Genomic DNA, 23,712 nt, shown 5'->3' with positions numbered 1-23,712 from the left:
CGAAGCAATCCAGAGCAAAAGAACGTCTGGATTGTTTCGCTACGCTCGCAATGACGTGACGCTCTTCATTTCAGTCGCCTACTTCCGCACGCAGATCACGCGGACCACCGCGGCTTTCGCATCGGACGATTCGCTTGCGGGCGTCACGGTGCTGGCTTTCAGGAAAGCCCGCACGGTCTCGGCCGGAGCAAGCACGGCCTGCGCGGCGGCCGCCGAAGGCCCTGCAACAGTGCCCGGCTTCAACAGCACGAGGCCCGCGAGCTTTCCGTTTGCATCCAGCGCTGCAGCACCGGAAAAGCCGAGTGCGGGCGCCGGAGACAGCGCCGGTTCGCCGCCGCTGCCGGCTGACGCAACCGACGCCCTGGCGCGGCTCACCGCGGAGCCGCCGCCCTGGTTTTGCGGGTCGGTGATGCCGACAAGTTCGAGGCTGCCCTTGGCCGCGCCGCCATCGAGCGCGATCGGCTTCAATCCATGCGCGCCGTAAATGCGCAGCAGCGCTAGGCCGTGGTCCTTGTCGCTGGCGATTTTGTCGGCGTTGCCGTGGCCCGCGACGACAATCGATTTGCACTCATCGGTGACATCAGTGCCGGTGACGATCGCGCCGTCGCTGCTGACGATCACGCCCGTCCCGTACTCCACGGTTTTGCGCGGCGGCGGACCATCTGCGGGAAACGGATCGAATGCGCTCGACATCGCGATCGCCACGGGCTCCATGATGCCTTCGGTGGCCTGATCGTAGAGGATGGTCAGGATGCGCGCTTCGCCATCCCGAAGCTGGCCCCGCACGTAGAATTTCTTCAGGCCCTGCGTGCCCGAGAGCACGAAGAAATCCGGTTTGACCGTGCTGTAATCGAGCTTGCGCCCGGCCGGCTCTTTTCGCTCGGACTCGGCGAGTTTCGCGGTGGTGAGGCCGGCGTCCTTGCGGCGTGTCAGCCGGACCCGGATCGTGCCGGTCGCCGAACTCCATGTCGTGCCGTCGCCATCGTTCGACTGCTGCGGCACCAGCCGCGCCGGCAGGCCGAGCCGGGCGCCGGTCGCGGAATCGGTAACGGTCTTCCAGCCGGCATTGCTCCGCGTCTTCCGCGCGGCGGCAGTGAGCGCGCTGCGCTCCTGCGGGTTGAGCACGCCGGTCTGCTTGCCGCCCTGATCTCTCTGGAACGTCCTGATCGCAGCGATCAGGCGGTCGCTGACCTCACCATTGATGAGGCCGTTGTAGTGACCGGTCCATGCCAGGTCGGACTGCAGCGCCTGCCGCTCCGTCTGCGCCATCGCGCTCGCGGTGTCGGCCGGAGTCTGCACCGCGGGGCGGGCCGACGGCTGCGGCTTTGTCACGGCGCGTCCATTCGTGGCGGCACGCTGCGCCTCGGCGGAAATCGCGGTGGTCACGATCATCAATGCCGCGGCGATCGTCGCTCGCATGACAGCTTTCGTCTCCGTTGAAACGGCGCTAGAGTCTTGGTCTGACGCGTTTTCTTCACGCGAACCGGATTCCACTTCGCTCGAAAACGCTATATTGAAACACATCTGCGTGGCCGGTAACAGCGGCTATCGGTTCAGGCCTGTGTGCGGCGCTGGATCGAGATACGAGAACGACAGGGACGATGCTGAGCGCCGACGAACTTGAACGCTATGCCCGCCACATCGTGATGCGCGAGGTCGGTGGCCCCGGCCAGAACGCGTTGCGCAACGCGCGCGTGCTGATGATCGGAGCCGGCGGCCTCGGCGCGCCGGCGCTGATGTATCTGGCCGCGGCCGGCGTCGGCACGCTCGGCGTGATCGATGACGACGTGGTGACGCTGTCGAATCTGCAGCGCCAGATCATTCACGCGACGCCCGACATCGGCAGTCCCAAGGTCGCAAGCGCCGCGGACAAGATCCGCGCGCTCAACCCGCACGTCGTATTCCACGCCCATCACATGCGGCTGGATGCGGCGAACGCGCTGCCGCTGCTGGCGGACTATGACCTTGTCGCCGACGGCTCGGACAATTTCGCCACGCGCTATCTGGTGGCGGATGCCTGCTTTCTGGCGAGAAAGCCGCTGGTGACCGCCGCGTTGGGGGTGTTCGACGGCACGCTGACGACGATCCGCGCTCACGAAAAAAATGCCGACGGCGAGTTCAACCCGACCTACCGCTGCCTTTTCCCCGAACCGCCGCCGGAGGGCACGGTGCCGAGCTGCCAGCAGGCCGGAATCATCGGTGCGCTGGCCGGCGTGCTCGGCTCGATGACGGCGCTGGAGGTCATTCGCGAGATCGTCGGATTCGGCGAGGGGCTGGTCGGGCGTTTGCTGATGGTGGACGCGCGCGCGATGCGGTTCGAGACGCTGCACTACCGGCGCGATCCGTCGAACCCGCTCAACGGCGATCACCCGACCATCACCGATTTGAGCGCGTATCGCTGACGCTCCACGAGTGTCGGAGATTCGACTAAGCCGCCCTATCCAATGAAACGTCATGCCCCGCTTTATGCCGGGCATCCATGTCTTTCTGTTCTGTCACTGTTTCAAGCAAGATGCGGATGGCCGGAACATAGGCGAGCGGAAGCGACGCCGTTCTTCGAACGGCTATGCCCGGCCATGACACACACGTTTTTGCGGCGATCTGCTGCGCGCCCTCAATGCCCTCACAACATGCTGGGCAGCACGCGGTCCGGCGGCTTGTGGGCGTCGAGGAAGGTGCGGATGTTGATGATGACCTTCTCGCCCATCTCGACGCGGCCCTCGATGGTGGCCGAGCCCATATGCGGCAGCAGCACCACCTTGCCGGCCTTGGCGAGGCGGACCAGCCGGGGGTTGACGGCGGGTTCGTGCTCGAACACGTCGAGCGCCGCGCCTGCGATCTCGCCGGCCTCGATCAGCCTGGTCAGCGTGTCCTCGTCGATGACGGTGCCGCGCGCGGTGTTGACGATGTAGGCGTCCTTGCGGATCAGCTTGAGGCGGCGCGCCGACAACAGATGGAAGGTGGCCGGGGTATGCGGACAGTTCACCGAGATGATGTCCATCCGCGCCAGCATCTGGTCGAGCGAATCCCAGTAGGTGGCGCCAAGCTCGTCGGCGATCTTCGGAGCGACCGGCTTGCGGTTGTGGTAGTGGATCTGCAGGCCGAAAGCGCGGGCGCGGCGCGCTACCGCCTGGCCGATGCGGCCCATGCCGATGATGCCGAGCCGCTTGCCGCCCAGCCGCCGGCCGAGCATCCAGGTCGGTGACCAGCCGGGCCAGTCGCCGCCGGCGGTCAACAGCGCCGCGCCCTCGATGAAACGGCGCGGCACCGCCAGAATCAGCGCCATGGTCATGTCGGCGGTGTCTTCGGTGAGAACCTTTGGCGTGTTGGTGACGGTGATGCCGCGCTCGTGCGCGGCGACGACATCGATATTGTCGACGCCGTTGCCGAACTGCGCGATCAGCCTCAGCTTGCAGTCCGGTTGATTCAGCACGGTCGCGGTGATGTCGTCGGTCACCGTGGAGACCAGGATATCCGCGGTGCGGACGGCGTCGATGAGCTGTTCCGGTGTCATCGGCTGGTCGTCGAGATTGAGCCGCGCGTCGAACAGTTCGCGCATGCGGGTCTCGATCGAATCCGGCAGTTTGCGCGTGACGACAACCAGAGGCTTCTTCTTCGCCGACATCTCTTGCCCTCTAGTGTTGCGTTTTTGCGGTTTCGAAACGGCTCCGATGCGGCGGCGCAATCCGGCGAATTCAGGTTCGGTCGACGGACCGTTCAGTCCCCGTTAACCCGCTTGTTCGAAACTGCGGCCGCCTGCAGATCTCAGCGTCTGTCACCTCGGTTTCCCCGGGTCGCTTGCATGTTCCGTGCAGTTTCCCGGGCTCCCCGGTCGCCGGGTGCCTGGTCCTCTCTAGCAGAAGGCCGGGCCAAGACAAGAACCCCCGGGCCTGGAATGCGGATCAGTCGGGATCGGGCGGCAACGTGAGTTTCGCGAGGGGGCGGGTGACGATGGTGAGACAGCTTTTCACGTCCATGGCGTGCGCAGCCGCGATGCTCGGTGCGGTCGGCATCGAAGCCGCCGCCAATGCCAAGGACTCCGCGCTGTCCACGAGCGGACTTCCGATTCCGCGTTATGTGAGCCTGAAATCCGATCATGTGAACGTCCGCGCCGGCCCGACCAAGGACAACGATGTCTCCTGGATCTACACCAAGGCCGGACTGCCTGTCGAAATCACGGCCGAATTCGAGAACTGGCGCCGCATCCGCGATTCGGAAGGCGCCGAGGGGTGGGTCTATCACTCGCTGTTGTCCGGCCGCCGCACCGCGGTCGTTACGATGAAGACCAAGGACGATCTCGCGCAACTCTATACCAGCGCCGATATCCAGAGCGCGGTGGCGGCCCGCCTGCAGGCCGGCGTCTTGGCGCAGGTCAAGCATTGCGCGACGGGATGGTGCCATATTGCGGGGGACGGCTTTGACGGCTGGATCCAGCAGCAGCGCCTCTGGGGTGTCTACGCCGACGAGAAGATCAACTAAGTGCAAGGCCCGACCGGCGTCGCCTGGTTGATTGGTCAGCTTCTCCGTCGCAAAAACAATGCCCGGCTCGAGGGCCGGGCACGATGACTATGGTCAAATTGCAAAACGGGGTCAGCGCTTCTTGCGCAGCCGCACCACCATGTCGATACGGCTGATTTCGTAACCCTCCGGCACGTTCGGCATCTTCTGCAATACGAGATGCGGATCCGGGATATCGACCAGTTCGTGATTGTTCTCGAGATAGAAGTGGTGGTGCGAGGTGACGTTGGTATCGAAATAGGTCTTGGTGCCGTCGACGCTGACCTGGCGCAGCAGTCCGGCATCGGTCAACTGGTTGAGCGTGTTGTAGACCGTGGCGAGCGAGACCGGAACCTTGGCGATGGTCGCTTCTTCGTAGAGCATTTCCGCCGTGAGATGACGCGCGCCCTTGCCGAACAGCAGCCAGCCCAGCGCCATGCGCTGCCGGGTCGGCCGGAGGCCAACCGATTGCAGCATTTCGTTGACGTCGTGCCACGGGCAGCCCGTCAGCGTCGGCTGGCGTCCGTGACTGATCGCCGCAACTTCGTGTTCTTCCTCGGCCACCATCACGATATTTTCGTTCGTACTCACGCCATGCACCCGAAAGCTGTTCACGCCGATAGATCCTCAGAAAAACTATAGAAAGAAGGGTGTTTAGATGCAAGTTTTTCGCAACTAGAACGGCTCCAAACTGAAAGCGCGGCAAAAGGCACTGTCGGGTCTGATAATAGAATTACCTTTATACATCAATCAGATGTATTGGGTCACACCCGTTGACCGCGGGCCGGGCTGTGACCGGCGGTCGCAGGGCCTTTTCGGACACTTGCCCCGACAAGCACCGGAAACGAGGTCAAATTCGAATCAGGAGGCTGCCGAAATCTCCTTGATCGATGCCGCATCACAAGACATTGCGTCAATGCAAAGTCGGTCGCCGCCATCGCTTTGCCCCCCTCCGGACCCTGTGATAGAGAGCCCGCGGCGCCGATCCAGGAACCGGCGCACGTCTCAGGCGAAAGCCACGTTTCGCGCCTCGCGAAGCGTCATTCCTCAGGAGAGAAAGGCCAGACAGGATGCAGGATCGGCGCAGCAGCTACGATTATGAGGGTTTGCTGGCCTGCGGCCGGGGCGAACTGTTCGGACCTGGAAATGCCCAGTTGCCGTTGCCGCCGATGCTGATGTTCGATCGGATCACCGACATCAACGACGATGGCGGGGAGTTCGGCAAGGGACTGATCCGCGCCGAACTCGACGTGAAACCCGATCTCTGGTTCTTCGGCTGCCACTTCAAGGGCGATCCGGTGATGCCGGGCTGCCTCGGCCTCGATGCGCTGTGGCAGATGGTCGGATTTTATCTCGGCTGGACCGGCGGCGAGGGTCGTGGCCGCGCACTGGGTCTTGGCGATCTGAAGTTCACCGGCCAGGTGCTGCCGCACATCCGCAAGGTCGTGTACAATGTCGACATCAAGCGCGTGATGCGCTCGAAGCTGGTGCTCGGGATCGCAGACGGGTGGCTTTCCGCCGACGGCGATATTATCTATCGCGCGAACGACTTGAAGGTCGGCCTGTTCAAGCAGGATGCCGCGCCGGGTGCATGAGAGCCCGCGATGATGAATGAGGACGGCTTCGGCCGGTCGACGCGGGTTTCGGGGTTTTTGACGAGGATGCCTTCATGAGACAGCGTAACCAGGGTGCGAGGAGATCATGAGGCGGGTTGTCGTCACGGGGATGGGCATTGTCTCGTCCATCGGAAACAACACTCAGGAAGTGCTGTCGAGTCTGTACGAGGCCAAGTCCGGCATCACGCGCGCGGAGAAGTATGCGGAGCTCGGCTTCCGCTCACAGGTGCAGGGCGCGCCGACGCTCAACCCGGCCGACGTGGTCGATCGCCGCGCGATGCGCTTCCTGGCGGAGGGCGCGGCATGGAATCACGTCGCGATGGAGCAGGCGATCCGCGATTCCGGCCTGGAGCCCGGTGACATCTCCAACGAGCGCACCGGAATCATCATGGGCTCCGGCGGTCCGTCCGCGCGCACGATCGTGGAAGCGGCCGATATCACCCGCAGCAAGGGACCCAAACGCGTCGGTCCGTTCGCGGTGCCGAAAGCAATGTCGTCGACAGCTTCGGCGACGCTCGCCACCTGGTTCAAGATCAAGGGCGTCAACTATTCGATCTCCTCGGCCTGCGCGACCTCCAATCACTGTATCGGCAATGCCTACGAGACCATTCAGATCGGCAAGCAGGACATCGTTTTCGCCGGCGGTTGCGAGGAACTCGACTGGTCGCTGTCGGTTCTGTTCGACGCTATGGGCGCGATGTCCTCGAAATACAACGACACGCCGGCGACGGCGTCGCGGGCCTATGACGTCAGTCGCGACGGCTTCGTGATCGCCGGCGGTGCCGGCGTGGTGGTGCTGGAAGAGCTCGAACACGCCAAGGCCCGCGGCGCGCGCATCTATGGCGAGGTGGTCGGTTACGGCGCCACGTCGGACGGTTACGACATGGTCGCGCCATCGGGCGAGGGCGCCGAGCGCTGCATGAGAATGGCGATGTCGACGGTGAAAACCAAAGTCGACTACATCAACCCGCACGCGACCTCGACGCCGGCCGGCGATCCGCCGGAAATCGAGGCGATCCGCAAGGTGTTCGGCACCGGCGAGACGTGCCCGCCGATTTCCGCCACCAAGTCGCTGACCGGCCACTCGCTCGGCGCGACCGGCGTACAGGAGGCGATCTATTCGCTGCTGATGATGAATAACGGCTTTATCTGCGAAAGCGCCAATATCACCGAACTCGATCCGGTGTTCGCGGACATGCCGATCGTGCGTAAGCGTATCGACAACGCCAGAATTGGCGCGGTGATGTCGAATTCATTCGGCTTCGGCGGCACCAATGCCACGCTGGTATTCAAACGACTGGATGCTTGATCTGTTTGTGCGGCTCCTCGCAAGAGCGGCGGTCGCAGTACCGATTTCGTAAAGACCGGGCTGAAGCGCCAAGCATGCCTTGCGCGGATGGTCGGCCATCCAAATCTTCCAACATATCCGCGTCGCAACGGCGTGGATGCCCGGCTTGGGGCGGGCAGGACGGAGTCTCGCATGACACACCTGATGCAAGGCAAGCGTGGCCTGATCATGGGGGTCGCCAACGACCACTCGATCGCCTGGGGCATCGCCAAGACACTGGCGGCACACGGCGCGGAACTGGCCTTCACCTACCAGGGCGAGGCGCTGGCCAAGCGGGTCAGGCCGCTGGCCGAATCGGTCGGCGCGAGCCTGGTGCTGCCGTGCGATGTCGAGGACATCGCCTCGGTCGACAAGGTGTTCGCCGATATCGGCAAGGCATGGGGCAAGATGGATTTCCTGGTCCACGCCATCGCGTTCTCCGACAAGAGCGAGTTGAACGGCCGCTACGCCGACACCACGCGCGAGAATTTCACGCGAACCATGCTGATCTCCTGTTTCGCCTTCACCGAGGCCGCCAAACGCGCGGCCGCGCTGATGCCGGATGGCGGCAGCATGCTCACGCTGACCTACAACGGCGGCGACCGCGCGATGCCGAACTACAACGTGATGGGCGTCGCCAAGGCGGGGCTCGAAGCATCGGTGCGCTACCTCGCGGTCGATTTCGGCGGGCAGAACGTTCGCGTCAATGCCATTTCGGCCGGTCCGATCCGCACACTGGCCGGCGCCGGCATCGGCGATGCGCGCTTCATGTTCGCGTTTCAGCAGAAGCATTCGCCGCGACGGCGCGGCGTCAGTCTTGAGGAACTCGGCGGCGCCGGACTCTATCTGTTATCGGACCTGTCCGGCGGGGTCACCGGCGAGATTCATTTCGTCGATTCCGGCTACAACATCATTGCGATGCCTCAGCCCGACGCGCTGCGCAGCGAGGGCATCAGCAACGGCAACGCGGGCGATGCGGCGAAGTAGTGCCCAGAGTCTTTCACCGTTTCGTGGAAACGGTGAAAGACTCTATCTTTTTCATTTGACGCGTTTTCTTCACGCGAACCGGATTCCACTTCGCTCGAAAACGCTATAGAAGCGGCGCGCGGCAGTCCTCCTCTTCTGCGGGGAGGCTGAATCATCCCGCCGCGATTTTCTCCGCGCATCGAAACGCCGGACGGGCCACGCAGCGATCGATGTAGCGATCGAATGATGGACGCGACGGCACCATCTTGAACTGGCGGATCGCGAAGTTCAGGCCGGAGCCGATCACGATGTCGGCGGCGGAAAAGTCGTCGCCGAGAATCCACGGGCCTTTTTCCAGCGCCTTGTCGAGCACGTCGAAAACCTGCGTGGCGCTGCCCCAGGCCGCCGTTCTCGACGGCACCTCGATCTTGGTGAAGATCTGGATCAGTGCCGGTTCGATGCAGCTCGGTCCGAAGAAAAGCCATTGCAGATATTTCGCCCGGCGCGCATCGCCGAGCGGAGGAGCCAGCTTCGCATCCGGAAAGCGCTCGGCGACGTAGGCACAGATCGCCGCTGATTCCGCGATTGCAATGTTGCCATCGGTCAGCGCCGGCACCTTGCCCATTGGGTTGATGGCGAGGAACTCCGGCGTCTTCTGTGCGCCGGTGGAGAGGTCGGTCAAGACTCGCTCGTAGGGCTGTCCGACCTCCTCCATCAGCCAGAGCGCGGAGAACGAACGCGTGCGCGGCGACCAGTAGAGTTTCATCATTGCACAGCGGCCCTTTCTTCAGGCGAACATTCGCCGTGTCGCATAACGCGATGGCCATATCGCGACACAAAACAAATAAAAAGGCCCTCGCGACGAAATCGCAGGGCTGTGTTGCCAGCACATGATCCGAAAGCGGAAACCGGTCTTGGATAAGATCATGCTCCGTCAAATAAATAGTTAGAGTCTGATTCAACACCGGTTGAATCAGACTCTAAAGGCGCTTTACGGCGAGAACCGACTACAGCGTCGCTCGGAGACGTGATCGCCGCGATCAGGCCTTGAGATCAAACCGGTCGGCATTCATCACCTTGGTCCATGCGGCGACGAAGTCGCGTGCGAACTTTTCCCTGGCGTCGGCGCAGGCATAGACTTCCGCGAACGCGCGAAGCTGGGAGTGTGAGCCGAAGATCAGGTCGACGCGGGTGGCGGTCCACTTCAACGCGTTGGTCTTGCGGTCACGGCCTTCGTAGATGCCGTCCGAACCCGGCGGCAGCCACTGCGTGCGCATGTCGAGCAGATTGACGAAGAAGTCGTTGGTCAGCGTGCCCGGCTTCTTGGTGAAGACGCCGTGCCTGGAGTCGCCGGCATTGGCGCCGAGCACCCGCAGGCCTCCGACGAGAACCGTCAACTCCGGTCCGGTCAGCTTCAGCAATTGGGCGCGGTCGACCATCGCCTCCTCGGGCGCCATGAACTGCTCTTTGTTTTTGTTGGTGTAGTTGCGGAAGGCGTCGGATCGCGGCTCGAGCGGAGCGAACGACTCGACATCGGTCTGTTCCTGTGAGGCATCCATGCGGCCCGGCATGAAAGGCACCTTGACGTCGAGGCCGGCGCCCCTGGCAGCCTTCTCGACCGCGGCGTTGCCACCAAGTACGATCAGGTCGGCGAGCGATATCTTCTTGCCGCCTCCCGCCGAACCGTTGAACTCCTTCTGGATTGCTTCAAGCCTGGTCAGCACTGTTTGAAGCTGGTCCGGCTGGTTGACCTCCCAGTCCTTTTGCGGCGCGAGGCGGATACGCGCGCCATTGGCGCCGCCGCGTTTGTCGGAGCCGCGGAACGTCGAGGCCGAGGCCCAGGCGGTCGAAACCAGTTGCGGCACGCTCAGGCCGGAGGCGAGGATCTTCGCCTTCAGGTCGTTGACGTCCTTGTCGTTGACCAGTTCATGATTCACATCCGGGATCGGATCCTGCCAGATCAGCACTTCCTTCGGCACCAGGGGGCCGAGGTAACGCTCGCGCGGCCCCATGTCGCGATGGGTGAGCTTGAACCATGCGCGGGCAAAGGCATCCGCGAACCGGTCCGAATTCTCGTGAAAATGCTTTGAGATCTTTCCGTAGGCGGGATCGAAGCGCAGCGACAGGTCGGTCGTCAGCATGGTCGGCACATGCATCTTCGACGGGTCGTGGGCATCGGGCGTGATCGCGGGGGCGTTTTTCGCCTGCCACTGGTGAGCGCCGGCCGGGCTCTTGGTCAGCTCCCATTCAAACTTGAACAGCGTGTCGAAGAAGTTGTTGTCCCATTTGGTCGGCGTCTGCGTCCAGGTGACTTCGAGGCCACTGCCGATCGAATCCGCCCCTTGTCCGGTGCCGAACTTGCTCTTCCAGCCGAGGCCCTGGTCCTCGATCGCGGCCAATTCCGGTGCCGGGCCGACCAGCGATGCATCGCCTGCGCCGTGGGTCTTGCCGAAGGTGTGGCCGCCCGCGATCAACGCGACGGTCTCCTCATCGTTCATCGCCATGCGGAAGAACGTTTCGCGGATGTCCTTGGCCGCCGCGATCGGGTCCGGCTTGCCGTTGGGTCCTTCCGGATTGACGTAGATCAGACCCATCTGCACGGCCGCGAGCGGCTCGGCAAGTTCACGTTCGCCGCTGTAGCGTTCGTCGCCGAGCCAGCTTCCTTCGGGACCCCAGAACAACTCCTGCGGCTCCCATTCGTCGATACGGCCGCCGGCGAAACCGAAGGTCTTGAAGCCCATCGATTCCAGCGCGGCGTTGCCGGCGAGAACGTAGAGATCGGCCCAGGAAATCTTGCGGCCGTATTTCTGCTTGATCGGCCACAACAGGCGGCGCGCCCGGTCGAGCAGCACGTTGTCCGGCCAGGAGTTGAGCGGCGCGAAACGCTGCTGACCGCCGCCGGCGCCGCCGCGGCCATCGGTGATACGGTAGGTACCCGCGCTGTGCCACGCCAGACGGACCATCAGTCCGCCGTAGTGTCCGAAGTCGGCCGGCCACCAGTCCTGCGAGTCCGTCATCAGTGCCTTCAGGTCGTTGATGACGGCGTTCAGGTCGAGACTGGCGAACTCCCTGGCATAGTCGAAATCCTTGCCCATCGGATCGGACAGGTTCGAGTTGTGATGCAGGACCTGAACGTCCAGTTGCTCGGGCCACCAATCGCGGTTGCGGTGGCCACTGGAGCCGGTGAAGGGGCATTTGCCGGCGCCCTTGTCGTTCGTCTTTGCGTCCATGATCAGTCTCCGATGCTGTGCTGTCGCGTCGTTGCCGAATAGCCGCTGCGGCGAAATTTCCAGTGACGGGTCGTCCGAGCCAAAGGTCGAGCCCGGAGCCGCATCTGTCTTCAGACGGGCCGGCCAAACCGGCGGTCTACGGATTTGGACCAGACAGGGCCGCGGTCCTTCTGCAACGCGAGGATGGGCCAAGTCTGGAAGATATCTGCGATCAGGTCCAGTCGAATTGCCTTTGTATCTCGATAAGCCTATCTTATCGACGATGGTCACGCTCAAACAGCTCCGCTACCTCGCTGCGCTTGCGCGCCACGGCCATTTCGGACGCGCCGCGGACGCCTGCGCCGTCACCCAGCCGGCGCTGTCGATGCAGATCCGCGAACTCGAACAATTCCTTGGCGTCACCCTTGTGGAGCGGCGGCCGGGCGACGTGATGCTGACCGAGATCGGCCGGGAAATTTCCCGGCGCGCCGAAGACGTGCTGGCCTCGGCGCGCGATCTGGTCGATTTCGCTCGCCACCGCGCCAAGCCGCTGACGGGACGGCTGACCCTCGGCATCATCCCCTCGCTCGCGCCGTACCTGTTGCCCCGCATGCTGCCGGCGCTGCAATCGCGGTTTCCAGACCTGCAACTTGAATTGCGGGAGACGCAGACCCGCCTGCTGATCGAGGAGATCAAGGGCGGCGCGCTCGACGCCGCGATGCTGGCGCTGCCGCTTGGCGAGCCCGACATCGACACCATGGAGTTGTTCGACGATCTGTTCCTGCTGGCGGTACCGGCGAGCGATCCGCGGTCCGTCAAACGCCGCGTTGCCGCACGCGACATCGATCAATCGCGCCTGATCCTGCTCGAGGATGGTCACTGCCTGCGCGATCAGGCTCTGGCGTTTTGCGCCACGATCCCGCGTGGACCGGCGCCGGGCGCGACCGGCATGACGTTCGGCGCATCCAGCCTCGCCACCGTGATGCAGATGGTCGCCGGCGGTTACGGCGTGACTCTGATTCCGCAGATCGCCGCCGCCGTCGAGGCGCGCGACAGCCGCGTGAAATTTCTGCGGCTGCAAGATCCGCAGCCGGGCCGCAGCATCGGGCTGGCGTTTCGCCGAACCTCGCCGCGCAAGGTTGATTTCGCAGCGCTGGGCGATGTGGTGAAGGGATGCGTTGCAGCGAACGGTTCTTGACCTCTCCCGCTTGCGGGGCAAGGGAGCGCGCCGTGCTTGGATGACGCGCTTTCAAACAACATTTACATGCAAGCAAACAAAAGGGCGGCCTCTCGAGCCGCCCTTTTAATTGATGACCTTGCTCCAGGAGAGCTACTCCACAGCGGCCTCGCGCGGCGCATCGGCCTTTTCAGTCTTTTGCTTGGCCTCCAGGTCCTCGCCGGTCTCCTGATCGACCGCTTTCATCGACAGCCGCGTCTTGCCGCGATCGTCGAAGCCGAGCAACTTGACCTTGACCTTGTCGCCTTCCTTGACGATGTCGGAGGTCTTTTGCACGCGGGCGGAAGCAAGCTGCGAAATATGCACGAGGCCGTCCTTGGCGCCGAAGAAGTTCACGAAGGCGCCGAACTCCATCACCTTGACCACGGTGCCCTCGTAGATCTGGCCGACTTCCGGGTCAGAAGCGATCGACTTGATCCACTTGATCGCGGCCTTCATGGCCTCGCCGTCGTTGGACGCCACCTTCACGGTGCCGTCGTCCTCGATGTTGACCTTGGCGCCGGTCTTCTCGACGATCTCGCGGATCACCTTGCCGCCGGTGCCGATCACTTCGCGGATCTTGTCGGTCGGGATCTTGAAGGTCTCGATGCGCGGCGCGTATTCGCCGAGTTCGGCGCGCGCATTGGTCAGAGCTTTCGCCATTTCGCCGAGGATGTGGATGCGCCCGTCCTTGGCCTGGGCGAGCGCGACCTTCATGATCTCCTCGGTGATGCCGGCGATCTTGATATCCATCTGCAGCGAGGTGATGCCGCTCTCGGTGCCCGCGACCTTGAAGTCCATGTCGCCGAGATGATCCTCGTCGCCGAGAATATCCGACAGCACCGCGTAGCGGCTGCCTTCGAGAATGAGGCCCATGGCGATGCCCGCCGTCGGCCGCTTCAACGGAACGCCGGCGTCCATCAGCGACAGCGAGGCGCCGCACACCGACGCCATCGACGACGAGCCGTTGGACTCGGTGATCTCGGAGACGACGCGGATGGTGTAGGGAAATTCGTGATGCGGCGGCAGCACCGGATGGATCGCGCGCCACGCCAGCTTGCCGTGGCCGATTTCGCGGCGCTTGGTGCTTCCGAGGCGTCCGGTCTCGCCGACCGAATAGGGCGGGAAGTTGTAGTGCAGCAGGAACGTCTCCTTGTACGTTCCCGACAGCGCGTCGATGTACTGCTCGTCCTCGCCGGTGCCGAGCGTGGTCACGACCATCGCCTGGGTCTCGCCGCGGGTGAACAGCGCCGAGCCGTGGGCGCGCGGCAGCACGCCGACTTCAGCGACGATGTTGCGCACGGTCTTGACGTCGCGGCCGTCGATGCGCTTGCCGGTATCGAGAATGTTCCAGCGTACGATCTTGGCCTCGATGTGCTTGAACACGGCGGCGATGCGGAGCTTGTCGTATTTCGGCTCCTTCCCTTCCGGGAAGTAATGCGCGACGACCTTGGCCTTGGCAGCGGCAACGGCGTTCTGACGCTGTTGCTTGTCGGCAATCGCATAGGCCGGACGCAGATCGCCCTCGATCAGCGCGAGCATTTCCTTCTCGATCGCGCTGTCGTCGGCCTGGCTGACCTCACGCGGCTCCTTGGCGGCCTTCTCGGCGAGCTCGATGATGGCATTGATGACCGGCTGAAAGTGACGGTGGCCGAACATCACGGCCCCGAGCATGACCTCTTCCGAAAGCTCCCTGGCCTCCGATTCGACCATCAGCACGGCGTCCGCGGTGCCGGCGACCACCAGCTCCAGCTTGGTCTCGATCATTTCGTCGAGCACCGGATTGAGCACGTATTCATCGTTGATGAAGCCGACGCGGGCCGCGCCGATCGGACCCTTGAACGGTGCGCCGGACAACGTCAGCGCGGCGGAGGCCGCGACCATCGCCAGCACGTCCGGATCGTTCTCCATGTCGTGAGAGAGCACGGTGACGATGACTTGAGTTTCGTTGCGCCAGCCATCGGCGAACAGCGGGCGGATCGGGCGGTCGATCAGGCGGGAAACCAGCGTTTCCTTTTCGCTCGGGCGTCCCTCGCGCTTGAAATAGCCGCCCGGGATGCGGCCCGCGGCATAGGTCTTCTCCTGATAATCGACGGTGAGCGGCAGGAAGTCGACGCCTTCGCGCGGCGCCTTGGCGGCGACGACGGTGGCGAGCACGACGGTCTCGCCGTAGGTGGCCACCACGGCGCCGTCGGCCTGGCGGGCGATCTTGCCGGTTTCGAGTTTGAGCGGACGCCCGCCCCAGTCGATCTCGACTGAATGCTTGTTGAACATTGTTTGGTCTTTCATCGGTTCACGAAAGTGCGGACGCCGGAACGCAAAAACCATGCGCAAGATTGCCGGACGCTGGCCGCAACGATGGTTGCGACGTCGGCATCCGGCGATCCTGCCATGTTTTTCGGGTTTTGAATGGCGTCCATCCTTCCGATGGTACGGGCATTTGACCCGTCATCGCCCAGCCGCCGGATTGCTGCTGGACACGCTCTTCCTTGGGCGCGATCTGTTTTCAAAAACGGCTTTCGTTTGTCGCAGATCACGAATCGCGTGGACATTCACGTCCACGACTGCGCGCAGGGGTGCGCGCGGCGTCGCTCAGCGGCGGATGTTGTGCTTCTCGAGCAACGCCTTGTAACGCGCCTCGTCCTTCTTCTTGATGTAGTCGAGAAGGGAACGACGCGTGGAAACGAGTTTCAGGAGGCCACGGCGGGAGTGATTGTCCTTGGTGTGGCTCTTGAAATGGTTCGTCAGGTTGGAGATGCGTTCCGACAGGATCGCGACCTGAACCTCTGGCGAACCGGTATCGCCCGACTTGCGGGCGCTGGACTTGATGATTTCCGCTTTCCGTTCGGCGGTCACCGACATCGTCAGCCTCTTTCGTTGCGGCCGGAACTGGCTGTCAGCCCGGTCAGGTTAAAGACGCGCTTGGGGATGAGTTCGCCATGTCCCAGTTCGGCAAGGGCCAACAAGCGGCCCGCCACCGTGACATAGACTGTGCCGCTACTCTGGGGCGCATCCCGTCCGCGCAACAAGACGGCCTGGCCCCGATGGAGCCTTGCCGCATCAGCCCGAGTGACGGCCAGTGCCGGGATGTCGTCCAGCGCGGTCTCAACGGGCAATAGCGCATCGGCGAGGTTTCCCTCGCCGGATGCGGCTCTATCGCACAAAGCCTCCAGTTCTTCCAGCGGAATCATGTCGGCCTCGTCGAACGGGCCGACGACCGTGCGCCGCAGCGCGCAGATATGGCCGTAACAGCCGAGAATCCGCCCGATATCGCGGGCCAGCGCCCGCACATAGGTTCCTTTTCCGCATTCCGCCTCGAACACGGAGCGGCCGTCGCCGGTATGTTCCACGAGATCGAACTGGTGGATTTCGACCTGTCGCGGCTGCAGGGCGACGGTCTCGCCGTCGCGGGCGAGGTCGTAGGCCCGTTCGCCCTGGATCTTGATCGCGGAATACTGCGGCGGGATCTGCTCGATCACGCCGGTGAAGCGCGGCAGCAGCGCCCGTACCGCGTCCGCATCGGGACGGCCCTCGCTGGTCTGCGTGACCCGGCCTTCGGTGTCGTCGGTATCGCGCTCCTCGCCCCATTGCACCGTGAAGCGGTAGCGTTTGCGGCCGTCCATGACGAAAGGCACGGTCTTGGTGGCTTCGCCGAGCGCGATCGGCAGGCCGCCCGAGGCCAGCGGGTCCAGCGTGCCGGCATGGCCGGCGCGCTTGGCGTTGAACAGCCGCTTCACGACCGCCACCGCATGGGTCGAGGTCATGCCGACGGGCTTGTCGAGGACGACCCAGCCGTGAACGTCGCGGCGGTCGCGGCGCGGCTGGTTGTTCTGTCTCTTCCGGGGCGCGTCGAGAAAGGCGTTTTCGGCTGCAGATTTATTTTTCTCGGCGCCGTCCGATTCGCTGATTTTCGAATCGAGGGCGGCATCAGGCGTGGTCATGGTCGTCAGCTTTCGTCCGAATCCGGTGCGAGGTCTCTCTGCACCGCAGGTGTTCGCAATAATTTCTCGATACGTTCCGCTTCGTCGAATCGTTCGTCGGCGCGAAAGCGGATGTCAGGTGCGAATTTCAGGTTAACGCGCCGCGCGATTTCGCCGCGCAGGAATTTCCTGTTGCGGTCGAGCGCCTCGATCACGTCAGCCGTGTCGCGCCCGCCGAGCGGCATCACGTAGATCGTCGCGAGCTTGAGGTCGGCGGACATGCGGACCTCGGGCACGGTGACGAGATGCCCTTCGAGCACGGGATCATGAACGAGGCCCTGGGTGAGAATGTCGGCGATCGCGTGGCGCACGGTCTCGGCGACGCGCAGTTGACGTTGCGAGCCGCCGGCGGGCGCCGCTCTGTTATTAGATCGTTTTTGCATTGTGTCTCCGGAACCGAAGCCCCAAGCTCGCGCAGACAATGACGAACGCCGCGAGAATGGCGACATCGGCAAGATCGGTTCTTACTGAACGGCATCCTTCACGAAGCTCTGAGAGATAGAGGTCATGTTGCAGGACCACATCGCTGGCGAGGATGACCGCGCCGTATAGCAGCGCAAGTCCCGACGCAACGTAAGCCAGTATGGGTTTTCTCGTGACGAAGATGACGAGCAACGCGCTGATGAGTATTATGGCGCAAAACGAAAATCCCTGTGGATTGAGAAGCCAAACCGGACCGTTAGCCGCCCTCCAGCTGTCGCCGATAGCCTTGTCGCAAACCTCGGCCGACGCAGGCGACGTTACAGCCAACGCAGACACAAGAGTCGCGAGGCCGACGCGCAGTTGACGTTGCGAGCCGCCGGGATGTTTCGCGGGTTGATGATGGCGGGGCATGGAAGATCTTTCAAACAGTCGTCATGCCCGTACATGTCGCGGGCATCCAAGTCTTTCTCTCAGCATCTGAATTGAGACGTGGACGGCCGGACCTTGATGCGAAGACGCGCTTCGCGCTTTCGTCCGGCCATGACGCCGTATTCCAACTAACGCAGCATTCTCGTGAGATTCGAACTCACAGCGAACGCTGGATCGTTTCCACGCGATAGCACTCGATGACGTCGCCGACGCGCATGTCATGGTAGTTCTCGAACGCCATGCCGCATTCCTGCCCAGACTGGACTTCCTTCACTTCGTCCTTGAATCGCTTCAAGGTCGAGAGCTTGCCTTCGTGCACCACGACATTGTCGCGGATCAGGCGGACATGGGCTCCGCGCTCCACGGTGCCGTCGGTGACCCGGCAGCCCGCCACCTTGCCGACCTTGGAGATGTTGAACACCTCCAGGATCTGCGCATTGCCCAGCATGGTTTCACGCAGCGTCGGCGCGAGCAGGCCGCTCATCGCCTTCTTCACGTCGTCCACCAGGTCGTAGATGATGTTGTAGTAGCGGATCTCGATGCCGTTGCGCTTGGCGGCGGCGGCGGCCTCCTTGTTGGCGCGGACCGAGAAGCCGATGATGGCGGCGTTGAAGCCTTCCGCCAGCGTGACGTCGGATTCGCTGATGCCGCCGACACCCGCATGCAGGATGCGCGCGGCGACTTCCTCGGTGCCGAGCTTTTCCAGCGAGCCGAGGATGGCTTCCAGCGAGCCCTGCACGTCGGCCTTGATGATCAGCGGGAAATCCTTGCGGCCGGCGGTCTTGAGCTGCGACATCATCTGCTCGAGCGAACCGCGCATGCCGGAGGCGCTGGCGGCGGCGTTTTCGCGCTTCTGGTGGGCGCGATAGCTCGTGACCTGACGGGCGCGGGCTTCGTTCTCGACCACGGCCAGTCGGTCGCCGGCTTCCGGCGGACCGTTGAAACCGAGCACCTCGACCGGCACCGACGGGCCGGCCTCGTCGACCGTCTCGCCCTGATCGGAGATCAGCGCGCGGACGCGGCCCATTTCGGCGCCGGCCACGATGATGTCGCCGACCCGCAACGTGCCGCGCTGGACCAGCACGGTGGCCACGGGACCGCGGCCGCGATCGAGCTTGGCTTCGATCACGGTGCCTTCGGCAGGACGCGATGCGTTGGTTTTCAGATCGAGCAGTTCGGCCTGAAGGGCGATCATTTCGAGCAGCTTGTCGAGGTTGGTCTTGTTCTTGGCGGAAACCTCGACGTCGACCACCTGCCCGCCCATCGATTCGACCTGCACCTCGTGCTGCAGCAGTTCGGTGCGCACGCGCTCCGGCCTTGCGTCGGGCTTGTCGATCTTGTTGATCGCGATGATCATCGGGACCTTGGCGGCCTTGGCGTGATTGATCGCCTCGATGGTCTGCGGCATCACGCCATCATCGGCGGCGACCACCAGGATGACGATGTCGGTGACCTTGGCGCCACGCGCGCGCATCGCGGTGAATGCCGCATGGCCCGGGGTGTCGATGAAGGTGATCTTCTTGCCGCTCTCCGGCGAAGTGACCTGATAGGCGCCGATATGCTGGGTGATGCCGCCGGCTTCGCCCGACACGACGTTGGCATGACGTAACGCATCGAGCAGCGAAGTCTTGCCGTGGTCGACGTGACCCATCACGGTGACCACCGGAGAGCGCGGCTCGGTGTCGGTGGAATTGTCCGCCACGTCGAACAGGCCTTCCTCGACGTCGCTCGCGGCGACGCGCTTGACGGTGTGGCCCAGTTCCTCGGCGATCAACTGCGCGGTATCGGCATCGATCACGTCGGTGATCTTGTGCATCGCGCCCTGCTTCATCAGCATCCGGATCACGTCCACCGCGCGCTCGGCCATGCGGTTGGCAAGTTCCTGGATGGTGATCGCTTCCGGCACGATGACCTCGCGAACCAGTTTTTCCTTCGCCTCGTTCGAGGCGTGGCCTTTCAGGCGCTGGGTTCGTCGGCGGAACGAGGCGATCGAGCGCTCGCGCACGTCGTCGGCATTGAGCGCGGTGACCACGGTGAGGCGGCCGCGCTGTTTCTGCGGCCCGAGCTTGGCGGCGGGCTTCGGCGCGACAACGGGACGTGCGGGTCCGCCGCCGGGACGGCGGACCATGCGGGGAGCCTCGTCCTCGTCGCTTCCGTCGGCGGCGACTGCGGCCGGGCGCGCCGGAGGCGCTGCGCGCGTGGTCGTCGTCGCCGGGGCGGCCTTGGTCTCGGTCTCGCCGAACCGGCGCTTGGCCTCAAGCTCGGCCTTGCGTTTGGCTTCCTCTTCCTGGCGGTGACGTTCTTCCTCGGCCTTGCGGCGGGCCTCGGCGGCCTCGCGCTCGGCCTGCTCGATGCCTTCCTTGCTGTTGCGGCGCGCCGCTTCGGCTTCGGCAAGCCGGCGCTCTTCCTCGGCGCGGACCTTGGCCTCGGCCAGCGCGCTGGCGCGCGCGCTGCGCTCGTCCTCGGTCAAGGTCCGTAGCACCACGCCCGAACTCGCACGGGGAGCGGCGGGCGGCGCCGTCCGCGCCGGCGGGGTTTTGGCGACGGGCGCCCTGGCCGGTTCCGCTACACTCGCGGGCTCTCCCGCCGGAGCATCGCCGCCGAGCCGGCGCTTGCCGCGTTTCTCGACCACCACCTGTTTGGTACGGCCGTGGCTGAAGCTCTGGCGCACCGTGCCCTGCTCGACGCGCGGCTTGAGCGTCAAGGTCTTGCTCGGGCTGACGCTCAGAGTCTTGTCGCCAGGATTTTTCGTATCAACCATTCAGCAGTCCCAATCTTGTTGCGCCGTACGCGGTCGTACAGGTTCTCGCTGCGTTAGAAAATTCCAGCCTGTTCAGCTGCCTTGCCGCTGTCCGCCATCCCGGTATCGGACCAGGAGCTGGCTGCGCGACAGGAACGTCCCGCTCGCCGGACCGGCAAGCAGGGCTGCATGTATCACATTTGACCGGCCCAGTGCCAAATCCAATTCTGCCGATGCCAGCGCGGTCATCACCGGGATTTCCCGGGTTTCGCCGGAATCCGCGGCTGTTTTCCTAACCATAGCGTCCAATTTCCGGATTCCGTCGGCGGCGCCGTCGGCGGCGTGGAGCAGGGCTGTCGCCTGATGCCGAAGGAGCGCCTCCTCCACCTTGGCAAATCCGGCGACGACCTGCCCGGCCTTGGCGACCATGGCCAGCGCCTCGATCGCACTGCGGACCAGCGCTTGCCCGGTCTCGTCGGCCAGGGATGCCGAGGCGCGGACCTCCCGTTTGAAGCCCCGGCTAAACTGGTGACGGCGGACCGCTTCCGCAACCGCGGCATGAGACGCCGAAATCCAGAGGCCCCGGCCAGGAAGCTTCCGTTTCAGGTCGGCGACAACCTCGCCCGAGGGCGCCACCACGAACCGGATCAATTCGCCGATCGGGCGCACCTGACGGGTGACCGCGCACATGCGCGTCGTCGCGGACCTGTTGGTCCGCGGTCCGCCGTCGAGATCTGCCGGGTCGGCGATGGCGAGCATGTCCGGAGCATTCTCCCTGTCTTTGACGTTGCTGTCCTTGGCGTTGTCTTGCGCGTTATTCCGGGCGACAAAGCCGAACTCTGTTCAAGCCGGTTGATCTTCGGCGGCTTCGGCCTCCGCCGGTTTCGCAAGGTCTGCTTCGGTGATCCAGCCGGCCATCAGACGCGCCTGCATAATCATGCTCTCGGCGTCCTCGCGCGAAAGCTCGATGCCGTCGAAATAGCCCGCGTGCTTGACCGCCTCGCCGTCCTTGCGCTCGATCCATCCGACCAGATCGTCGGTGGCGCAGCCGGCCAGATCCTCGATGCTCTTCACCTCGTTCTCGCCGAGTTTCACCAGCATCTTCGACGTCACGCCGGGCACTGTCTTCAAGGCATCGTCCACGCCAAGCTCCTTGCGCCTGTTTTCCAGTTCTGCCTCGAGCTGCTCCAGATATTCGCGGGCGCGGCTCTGCAACTCGCTCGCTGTCTCGTCGTCGAATCCCTCGATGACGGCGAGTTCGCGCGGATCAACCAGCGTCAGCTCCTCCACCGAGGTAAATCCTTCCGACGCCAGCAACTGGCCGACGACCTCGTCGACGTTGAGCGCCTCCATGAACATGCGGGTCGCGTTCTCGAAGTCGGCCTGGCGCCGCTCCGATTCCTCCTGCTCGGTCAGGATGTCGATGTCCCAGCCGGTCAGTTGCGATGCGAGGCGCACGTTCTGTCCGCGCCGTCCGATCGCCAGCGACAACTGATTGTTGGTATCGGGGACGACGACCTCGATCCGCTCGCGGTCCTCGTCGATGACGACCTTCGCAACTTCCGCCGGCGCCAGCGCGTTGACGACGAAGGTCGCGATGTCCGGCGACCACGGGATGATGTCGATCTTCTCGCCCTGCAACTCGTTGACGACCGCCTGAACGCGCGAGCCGCGCATGCCGACGCAGGCGCCGACCGGATCCACCGAGGAATCGCGCGACACCACGCCGATCTTGGCGCGAGAACCGGGATCGCGCGCAACCGCCTTGATCTCGACGATGCCGTCGTAGATTTCCGGCACTTCCTGCGCGAACAGCTTTACCATGAACTGCGGATGGGTGCGCGACAGAAAGATCTGCGGACCGCGGGTTTCGCGACGCACGTCGAAGATATAGGCGCGGACGCGGTCGCCGTTGCGGAACACCTCGCGCGGCAGCATCTCGTCGCGTCGCACGACGGCCTCGCCGCGGCCGAGGTCGACGATCACGCTGCCATATTCGACACGCTTGACGATGCCGTTGACGATGTCGCCGATGCGGTCCTTGAACTCCTGATATTGTCGGTCGCGCTCGGCCTCGCGCACCTTCTGCACGATGACCTGTTTGGCGGACTGCGCGGCAATGCGGCCATATTCCAGCGGCGGCAGCGTGTCGGCGATGGTGTCGCCGATCTGTGCGCCGGGGTTGGCTCTCTGGGCGTCCTTCAGCGAGATCTGGTTGGCGGCGTTCTCGACCTGATCGACCACCAGCATGTGGCGGGTGAGCTGGAGCTGACCGGTCTTGGGGTGAATTTCCGCATGAACGTCGGTCTCGCTGCCATAGCGCGCCCGCGCCGCCTTGGCGATGGCGTCCTCCATCGCGGCGATCACGATGCCGCGGTCGATGGTCTTTTCCCGCGCGACCGCGTCCGCGATCTGCAGCAGTTCGAGCTTGTTGGCGCTGACAGCGGCCATGACTTATTCTCCTTCGATGGGATCGATGTCGCCGCGCCGCAGTCTTTCTGCGGCCAGGCGGTGTTGCTTGGTGTTTTTCGGCGGCGTCCTTGCGGGGACCTTCGCCTTGCCCCTGAGTTTCGGTTTCGGCGCCTTGCTTCCGGCCGTATCGTTTTTTGCATGTGACGGAGGCGGAGGCAGGATGCCGAGATTCCGTTTCATCTCGCGTTCCGCGATCTTGCCCCGCCGCATCGATTCGGCAATCAGTTCGTCGGTCAACACCAGGCGGGCGTCGGCGATATCCTCCATGACCAGAAGGACCTCGCTGTCGCCGTCGTTCTGGACATCGTCCCGATGCAGGCGCACCGCGTTGTCCTCGACGCCCCGAAGGGTGCCGCGAAACCGCTTGCGACCCTGATGCGCGACCGCCATCTCAATCTTTGCGAGGTGACCGGCGTAACGTTCGAAGTCGGACCGGCGCACCAGCGGCCGGTCGATGCCGGGCGAAGAGATTTCCAGCCGGTAGGCCTTGTCGATCGGATCGGCGATATCGAGCACCGGCGACAGCGCCTTCGAGATCGCCTCGCAATCCTCGATCTGCATCGATCCGTCCGGTCGCTCGGCCATGATCTGCACGGTGCATCCGGCTTCGCCCGACACCTTGATGCGGACAAGGCGGTATCCCATGCCTTGCAGGACCGGGGCGACCACCGACGAGACCCGTGCAGCGACACCGGGCTCGACCACAAGACGCGGCTCGTCCAGCAGGTCGTGATCCAGAATCCGGGCAACGGGGTCGGTCATATCCAGCGTCAAAGGTTAAGTCCGGCGGTCACGGGCTCTCCCGGACCACGGTCCGGTTCGGCAGTTGCACGCCTG

At 63.8% G+C, this 23,712-nt stretch carries 21 protein-coding genes; 6 read left to right on the top strand and 15 right to left on the bottom strand.

Translation table 11 applies throughout. The annotated features are described in order from the left end of the window. Window positions 1–78: 78 nt before the first annotated feature. Window positions 79–1,419: a serine protease gene (locus tag ACS3WA_RS01470; protein WP_438276791.1), complete on the bottom strand. Its 1,341-nt coding sequence runs from the start codon at window positions 1,417–1,419 to the stop codon at window positions 79–81. Window positions 1,420–1,601: 182 nt separating this feature from the next. On the opposite strand from ACS3WA_RS01470, the gene ACS3WA_RS01465 reads away from it, so the two are divergent. Then, window positions 1,602–2,402 carry a HesA/MoeB/ThiF family protein gene (locus tag ACS3WA_RS01465; RefSeq protein WP_438276790.1) on the top strand — a complete coding sequence of 267 codons (801 nt, stop codon included), beginning with the start codon at window positions 1,602–1,604 and terminating at the stop codon, window positions 2,400–2,402. A gap of 221 nt (window positions 2,403–2,623) precedes the next feature. Here the strand turns inward: ACS3WA_RS01465 and ACS3WA_RS01460 are convergent, their stop codons facing one another. Next, window positions 2,624–3,625 carry a 2-hydroxyacid dehydrogenase gene (locus ACS3WA_RS01460; protein WP_438276789.1) on the bottom strand — a complete coding sequence of 334 codons (1,002 nt, stop codon included), beginning with the start codon at window positions 3,623–3,625 and terminating at the stop codon, window positions 2,624–2,626. Window positions 3,626–3,975: 350 nt separating this feature from the next. On the opposite strand from ACS3WA_RS01460, the gene ACS3WA_RS01455 reads away from it, so the two are divergent. Beyond that, window positions 3,976–4,479 (top strand): SH3 domain-containing protein, encoded by a 504-nt coding sequence (locus ACS3WA_RS01455; protein ID WP_438276980.1) that lies wholly within the window; start codon window positions 3,976–3,978, stop codon window positions 4,477–4,479. 111 nt (window positions 4,480–4,590) lie between these two features. Here the strand turns inward: ACS3WA_RS01455 and irrA are convergent, their stop codons facing one another. Beyond that, window positions 4,591–5,064 carry an iron response transcriptional regulator IrrA gene (gene irrA / locus ACS3WA_RS01450; RefSeq protein ID WP_438276979.1) on the bottom strand — a complete coding sequence of 158 codons (474 nt, stop codon included), beginning with the start codon at window positions 5,062–5,064 and terminating at the stop codon, window positions 4,591–4,593. A 503-nt stretch (window positions 5,065–5,567) separates the two neighbouring features. On the opposite strand from irrA, the gene fabA reads away from it, so the two are divergent. The 3 genes from fabA to fabI all read left to right on the top strand — a co-directional run bounded on the left by fabA (window position 5,568) and on the right by fabI (window position 8,427). Continuing rightward, window positions 5,568–6,092 (top strand): 3-hydroxyacyl-[acyl-carrier-protein] dehydratase FabA, encoded by a 525-nt coding sequence (fabA, locus tag ACS3WA_RS01445; RefSeq protein WP_438276788.1) that lies wholly within the window; start codon window positions 5,568–5,570, stop codon window positions 6,090–6,092. Between the two features lie 106 nt (window positions 6,093–6,198). Further along, on the top strand, window positions 6,199–7,422 hold the full coding sequence (gene fabB / locus ACS3WA_RS01440; protein WP_438276787.1) for a beta-ketoacyl-ACP synthase I: 1,224 nt from the start codon (window positions 6,199–6,201) through the stop codon (window positions 7,420–7,422). Window positions 7,423–7,593: 171 nt separating this feature from the next. Then, complete coding sequence (gene fabI / locus ACS3WA_RS01435) at window positions 7,594–8,427, top strand: enoyl-ACP reductase FabI (protein ID WP_438276786.1); 834 nt, start codon at window positions 7,594–7,596, stop codon at window positions 8,425–8,427. Window positions 8,428–8,578: 151 nt separating this feature from the next. On the opposite strand, the gene ACS3WA_RS01430 is transcribed toward fabI, so the two are convergent. After that, on the bottom strand, window positions 8,579–9,175 hold the full coding sequence (locus tag ACS3WA_RS01430) for a glutathione S-transferase family protein (RefSeq protein ID WP_438276785.1): 597 nt from the start codon (window positions 9,173–9,175) through the stop codon (window positions 8,579–8,581). Window positions 9,176–9,446: 271 nt separating this feature from the next. Beyond that, window positions 9,447–11,636 (bottom strand): catalase/peroxidase HPI, encoded by a 2,190-nt coding sequence (gene katG / locus ACS3WA_RS01425; protein WP_438276784.1) that lies wholly within the window; start codon window positions 11,634–11,636, stop codon window positions 9,447–9,449. A 262-nt stretch (window positions 11,637–11,898) separates the two neighbouring features. Here katG and ACS3WA_RS01420 point away from each other — a divergent pair, with 262 nt between their 5' ends. Next, window positions 11,899–12,813, top strand: a complete 915-nt coding sequence (locus ACS3WA_RS01420; RefSeq protein WP_438276783.1) for a LysR substrate-binding domain-containing protein — start codon at window positions 11,899–11,901, stop codon at window positions 12,811–12,813. Window positions 12,814–12,945: 132 nt separating this feature from the next. Here ACS3WA_RS01420 and pnp read toward each other — a convergent pair whose 3' ends face one another. From pnp to rimP, 10 genes are all read right to left on the bottom strand, one after another. Then, window positions 12,946–15,105: a polyribonucleotide nucleotidyltransferase gene (pnp, locus tag ACS3WA_RS01415; RefSeq protein ID WP_438276978.1), complete on the bottom strand. Its 2,160-nt coding sequence runs from the start codon at window positions 15,103–15,105 to the stop codon at window positions 12,946–12,948. An 11-nt stretch (window positions 15,106–15,116) separates the two neighbouring features. After that, window positions 15,117–15,383: a hypothetical protein gene (locus tag ACS3WA_RS01410; RefSeq protein WP_438276782.1), complete on the bottom strand. Its 267-nt coding sequence runs from the start codon at window positions 15,381–15,383 to the stop codon at window positions 15,117–15,119. Between the two features lie 40 nt (window positions 15,384–15,423). Then, window positions 15,424–15,693, bottom strand: a complete 270-nt coding sequence (gene rpsO, locus ACS3WA_RS01405) for a 30S ribosomal protein S15 (RefSeq protein ID WP_079445085.1) — start codon at window positions 15,691–15,693, stop codon at window positions 15,424–15,426. Between the two features lie 2 nt (window positions 15,694–15,695). After that, complete coding sequence (truB, locus tag ACS3WA_RS01400) at window positions 15,696–16,772, bottom strand: tRNA pseudouridine(55) synthase TruB (protein WP_438276781.1); 1,077 nt, start codon at window positions 16,770–16,772, stop codon at window positions 15,696–15,698. A 5-nt stretch (window positions 16,773–16,777) separates the two neighbouring features. Next, window positions 16,778–17,194: a 30S ribosome-binding factor RbfA gene (gene rbfA / locus ACS3WA_RS01395; RefSeq protein ID WP_438276780.1), complete on the bottom strand. Its 417-nt coding sequence runs from the start codon at window positions 17,192–17,194 to the stop codon at window positions 16,778–16,780. After that, a complete protein-coding gene (locus ACS3WA_RS01390) occupies window positions 17,178–17,645 on the bottom strand; it encodes a hypothetical protein (protein WP_438276779.1) in 468 nt (155 codons plus the stop codon). The genes rbfA and ACS3WA_RS01390 overlap by 17 nt, the downstream gene beginning before the upstream one ends. A gap of 175 nt (window positions 17,646–17,820) precedes the next feature. After that, window positions 17,821–20,424, bottom strand: a complete 2,604-nt coding sequence (gene infB, locus ACS3WA_RS01385) for a translation initiation factor IF-2 (protein ID WP_438276778.1) — start codon at window positions 20,422–20,424, stop codon at window positions 17,821–17,823. A 72-nt stretch (window positions 20,425–20,496) separates the two neighbouring features. After that, entirely contained in the window at window positions 20,497–21,162 is a 666-nt protein-coding gene (locus ACS3WA_RS01380; protein ID WP_438276777.1) for an RNA-binding protein, read from the bottom strand. 84 nt (window positions 21,163–21,246) lie between these two features. Beyond that, a complete protein-coding gene (nusA, locus tag ACS3WA_RS01375; protein WP_438276776.1) occupies window positions 21,247–22,854 on the bottom strand; it encodes a transcription termination factor NusA in 1,608 nt (535 codons plus the stop codon). Window positions 22,855–22,857: 3 nt separating this feature from the next. Further along, window positions 22,858–23,637, bottom strand: a complete 780-nt coding sequence (gene rimP, locus ACS3WA_RS01370) for a ribosome maturation factor RimP (RefSeq protein WP_438276775.1) — start codon at window positions 23,635–23,637, stop codon at window positions 22,858–22,860. Between the last annotated feature and the right edge of the window lie 75 nt (window positions 23,638–23,712).

The sequence above is a fragment of the Nitrobacter sp. genome, assembly GCF_051535235.1.
Taxonomy (GTDB): Bacteria; Pseudomonadota; Alphaproteobacteria; order Rhizobiales; family Xanthobacteraceae; genus Nitrobacter.
This window is presented reverse-complemented; position numbering and strand designations above follow the sequence as displayed.